5 protein-coding genes are annotated in these 4,160 nt (G+C 69.8%); all 5 read right to left on the bottom strand.

The features are described from left to right. Positions 1–284: 284 nt before the first annotated feature. Positions 285–1,502 (bottom strand): MFS transporter, encoded by a 1,218-nt coding sequence (locus tag G3O00_RS40540; RefSeq protein WP_206146357.1) that lies wholly within the window; start codon positions 1,500–1,502, stop codon positions 285–287. Beyond that, on the bottom strand, positions 1,499–2,575 hold the full coding sequence (locus tag G3O00_RS40535) for an ABC transporter substrate-binding protein (RefSeq protein ID WP_206146356.1): 1,077 nt from the start codon (positions 2,573–2,575) through the stop codon (positions 1,499–1,501). The genes G3O00_RS40540 and G3O00_RS40535 overlap by 4 nt, the downstream gene beginning before the upstream one ends. Before the next feature lie 34 nt (positions 2,576–2,609). Continuing rightward, on the bottom strand, positions 2,610–3,020 hold the full coding sequence (locus G3O00_RS40530) for a biopolymer transporter ExbD (protein WP_011356195.1): 411 nt from the start codon (positions 3,018–3,020) through the stop codon (positions 2,610–2,612). After that, positions 3,020–3,736 carry a MotA/TolQ/ExbB proton channel family protein gene (locus G3O00_RS40525; RefSeq protein WP_206146355.1) on the bottom strand — a complete coding sequence of 239 codons (717 nt, stop codon included), beginning with the start codon at positions 3,734–3,736 and terminating at the stop codon, positions 3,020–3,022. The genes G3O00_RS40530 and G3O00_RS40525 overlap by 1 nt, the downstream gene beginning before the upstream one ends. Positions 3,737–3,777: 41 nt before the next feature. Then, positions 3,778–4,160 (bottom strand): energy transducer TonB (locus G3O00_RS40520; protein WP_241025569.1); only part of this gene is annotated, 383 nt, incomplete at its 5' end.

The following is a 4,160-nucleotide window of genomic DNA, read 5'->3' as shown; positions in this document are numbered from 1 at the left end:
CAGGATGACTCATCGATGTTCAGGAAAAAACTAATCGGCCCCGCCCGTCAGCAGTCCCCCCAGCGCGGTGACGATTAGTTTTTTCCTGAACATCGATGAGTCATCCTGTTTGATCGGTTGAACGCACGTGCGTGCGCGACGCACGGGTTACCTATTGCAATTCGGATGCCAGCATCGAGAAGCCCGTCGCACGGGGCTTCCGGCGTGTGTGTGGCGCAGGTGGTGCTGCATGCGCATCTGTGACGGGAAGCAAACTGCTTGTCACGCAACACTCGATGGGGTCGTCAGGACAGCTTTGCAGTCACGGGCTGCGATGCGTCGCGTCGCCCCGTTGCGACGCGTAACGCGAACGCGACCAGCACGACGACGGGCAGCCAGCACAGAAACGCGCCCGGCAACCCGACGACCGGCACGAGCGCGCTGCCGGCCAGCGGGCCGCAGAACGCGCCCGTCATCGATGCAAGGTTGTAGAGGCTCGACACCTGGCTCTTGTCGGCCGGGTGACGACCGAGACGCTGCATGTTGGCGAGATGCAGCAGGGACGACCCGGCGCACAGCGCGGCAAGTCCCGCGCCGACGAGCCATAGGTCATGCGCAAGACCCAGCGCGAGCAACCCGGCCACGCCGCCGGCAAGACTGAGCGCCTGGCAGCGGCGCGCCGTCATCCGCTGCGCGACATGCCCGAGCCCGAACAGCGCGATCACCGCGACGACGCCTTGCAGCGTCAGCAGCGCGACGGCCTTCGTCTGCGACAACCCGAGCGACTGGATCGCCAGCACCACCGTATAGGCGGCGGCGAGCGAACGCGTCGCGCTGTTCACGGCTTCCAGCACGAGCTGCTCGCGCACGTCGTGACTCCATGCGAGCGCCAGCAACGCGCGCAGGCCGCCGGTTTCGGGTTGTGCACCGCGTGGCGCACGCTGCGCGTCGCCGAGCAGCGTCCGGCTGAACAGCGCCATGCCCGCGAAGCTCGCCGATGCCGCGCAAAACGTCGCGACCGCGCCATGCGCGCCGATCAGCCAGCTCGCGAGCCACGGCCCGACCATGCCGGACCCGACCGACATCGCCGCGCGGTACCAGCCGGCGCGCGCGAGGCCGATCTGCGCGAGACGCGCGAGGAACACGCCGTTGATTGACACGATCCGGAACGGAACGCACAGCCCGATCAACACTTGCGTGAGCGCGATCAGCGGCCATGCGCCGGTAAACGGCACGACGAGATTGAGCAGCATCGGGCCCATGCTCGCGACGAAGTACACGCGCCGCGCGCCGTAGCGCGCGACGAGCAGCCCGGCCGGCAGCGTCATCAACGCGATGCCGAGCGGCTCCATCGCCGCGATGATGCCAAGCCGGGCGCTGTCGACGCCGAGCGCGAGCGCGTACAGCGTCGTCGCGAGCTGCGCCATGCTGATCGTCGTGCCGCTCGCGAGCGCCAGCAGCATGAAGCCGCCGGTGAAGCGCTCGCGCCGCCAGGCGTCGGCGACGCGTGCCGGCGCGCTCACCGCGCGGCGTCGCGAGACAGCGTCGCGATACCGTCGAGTGCGCGCCGGTCGATCCACCCGCGCACGTCGAAGTCGGCCGGCAAGAATCGCCAGTCGACGAGGAAGCGCTTGAAATCGTCGAGCGCGGCGATCGACGCTTCGTCGAGATCCGTGCGCAGCCGCCGGTGCACGTCCGCGCCGTACGCGAGCCGCAGCCAGTCATGGCCCGATCCCGTCTCGCGGCCGAGATAGCCGAGCACTTCCTGCTCGTGCTCGCGCGCCCAGTCTTCGACATCGGTCACGCGCGCGAGGAAGCGGCTGACGATGTCGGGATGCCGTTCGAGCGTCGACGCATTGACGGTCAGCGGCCGCGGCGACCCGTTGTTGATGCGGATCTGCGGATCGGGATGAAAGCCGATGTCGATCACCGGCTGCGCGCCGATCAGGTGCGCGGTTTCGAGCCCGAGCGAACCCTTCACGTAGATCGCGTCGACCTCGCCGCGCACGAGCGCGGCCGCTTCGGCCGCATAGAGCCGGCGGCTCGACAGGCTCGCGGGATGGCTGAATGCCGCGTCGCGCGTCGCCGGCGTCGACACCGGTGCGCGCAGGTTCGACGCGGGCACGTCGATCCATTCGACGTCGGCGGGGCCGAGCCCGTCGAGCGACAGCGCGCTGACGAAACCGCGCAACGCCGCCGCACGGAAGATGTCGATGCGCTCGCCGTCGCGGCGCGGCAGGCCGACGCGGCGCCCGCGCAGGTCCTTCGGCCGCTTCAGGCCGCTTTCCGGCAGCGCGACGATCGCCTGCGCCTCGTCGACCCAGGTCAGTGCGACCACGCGCGTATCGGCGCCGGCCGCGCGCGCCCACAGCGCGGGAATGCTGCCGCCCTGCCGGAATGCGTTGTCGAGCGAATGATCGACATGTGCGTGATGCAGCGTCGCGTGCTGGCTCTCCTGCAGCGCACGCACGGTGATGCCGTCGCCGGCGAATTCGCTGTCGAGCCAGCCGAGATGCGCGGCGATGCCGAGCGGCGTCGGCACCGGACAGCGGGTGTACCAGATCGACTGGACGTTGGGGGAAGCCGTGATGCTCATGGATACGTTCGGAAAAGGAGTCGTGAACCGCGCATCAGCCGCGCGGCGCGGTGAGCACCGACAGCCGCGTGATGCCCGCATGCTCGATCGCGGCCATCAGCTTCGCGACCGTGCCGTACGGCACGTGCTCGTCGGCCTGCAGGTCGAGCGCGACGTCGGGCCGGCCGGCCTTCAGCGCGGCCAGCTCGGCCGGCACCGCGGCGAGGGCGACCACTCGCTTGTCGAGATACACGACGCCCTTGTCGTCGACGCTCACGGTGACGTTCGGCTTGCGATCGGCCGGCGCCGTGGCGACGGTGTTCGGAAGATTCACGTGCACCGCGTTGTTGAGCAGCGGCGCCGTGACGATGAAGGCGACGAGCAGCACGAGCATCACGTCGACGAGCGGCGTGATGTTGATTTCGCTGAGCACGTCGTCGTTGTCGGATGAAGAAGAGAAAGCCATTATGCGAACGCCTCCTGACGGGTGTCGCCGGCACGGCGTGCCGGCGCGGGGGCGGCGGCCGCGGCCGGCACGCGGAAGCCGGCCCTCTGCGCGAGCGTGACGAAATCGGTGGCGAACGCATCGAGATCGGCCGACGCGGCCTTCACGCGGCGCACGAAGAAGTTGTACGCGAGCACGGCCGGCACCGCGACCGCGATCCCGATTCCGGTCGCGACGAGCGCCTCGCCGATCGGACCGGCCACGACGTCGATGCTCGCCGACGCGCTGTGCGTGATCGCGGTCAGCGCGTGGATGATGCCGAACACGGTGCCGAACAGGCCGACGAACGGCGCGGTGCTGCCGATCGACGCGAGCACCGCCAGCCCTGCCTCCTCGCGCCGGCGCGCGTTGTGGATCTGTTGCCGCAGATGCCGCTCGAGCAGGTCGTGGCGGCTCCAGCTGTGTTCGAGATCGTGCGCGCTGCTCTCGTCGGCGCGTCGCAGCGCGTCGAAGCCCGTCGCGGCGAGTTCGCCCACCGGGCTGTTCGCGCCGTCGAGCGCGGCCGCCTCGTGAAAGCTGTTCGCGGCCCAGAACGCGCTGACGTAACGCCGGTTGCGCGCGCTCGCCCGCAGGCTCTGGATCGCCTTCACGACGATCAGCGTCCACGTGACGACGGAGAAGATGACGAGCAACCAGAGCGCGCCCTGGACGATGAAGGTGGTCGGGATACCGTTCATGATGTGAGTTCCTTGAAAAATGTGGCGGGCCGCCCGGCGGGTCAGCCCAGCTTGAAATCGATCGGCACGTTGACCCAGCCGTCGACCGCTTCGTCGCCGCGCTTCGCGGGCACGAACGTCCAGCGCTTCACGGCGGCCACCGCCGCGGTGTCGAGCATGCGGCGGCCGCTGCTCGTGCGGACCTCGACGGAATCGGGCGAGCCGTTCGCGAGCACGTGCACGCGCAGCACGACGCGCCCTTCCCAGCCCTGGTCCTGCGCGAACGCCGGATAGTCGGGCGCCGGATTGCGCAGGTAGGCCGCGTCGCCGATCGGTGCGGTTTCGCGCACGGGTGCGGCAGGCGCGGGAGCCGGTGCGGCTTGCGTGGCGACGGCCGGTGCCGCCGTCGCCGGGGCCGCCTCCCGGGGAGCGGACGCGCGTCGGG

Origin of the sequence: Burkholderia sp. Ac-20384 (genome assembly GCF_017104605.1) — a bacterium.
GTDB lineage: Bacteria > Pseudomonadota > Gammaproteobacteria > Burkholderiales > Burkholderiaceae > Burkholderia > Burkholderia lata.
Note: the sequence above shows the minus strand (reverse complement) of the source record. Positions and strands in the feature narration are given on the sequence as shown.

What these genes read in the sequence shown, in the direction of transcription:
- G3O00_RS40525 (WP_206146355.1), bottom strand. Translation starts at nt 3,736, where the DNA reads ATGAACGGTATCCCGACCACCTTCATCGTCCAGGGCGCGCTCTGGTTG.
- G3O00_RS40530 (WP_011356195.1), bottom strand. Translation starts at nt 3,020, where the DNA reads ATGGCTTTCTCTTCTTCATCCGACAACGACGACGTGCTCAGCGAAATC.
- G3O00_RS40535 (WP_206146356.1), bottom strand. Translation starts at nt 2,575, where the DNA reads ATGAGCATCACGGCTTCCCCCAACGTCCAGTCGATCTGGTACACCCGC.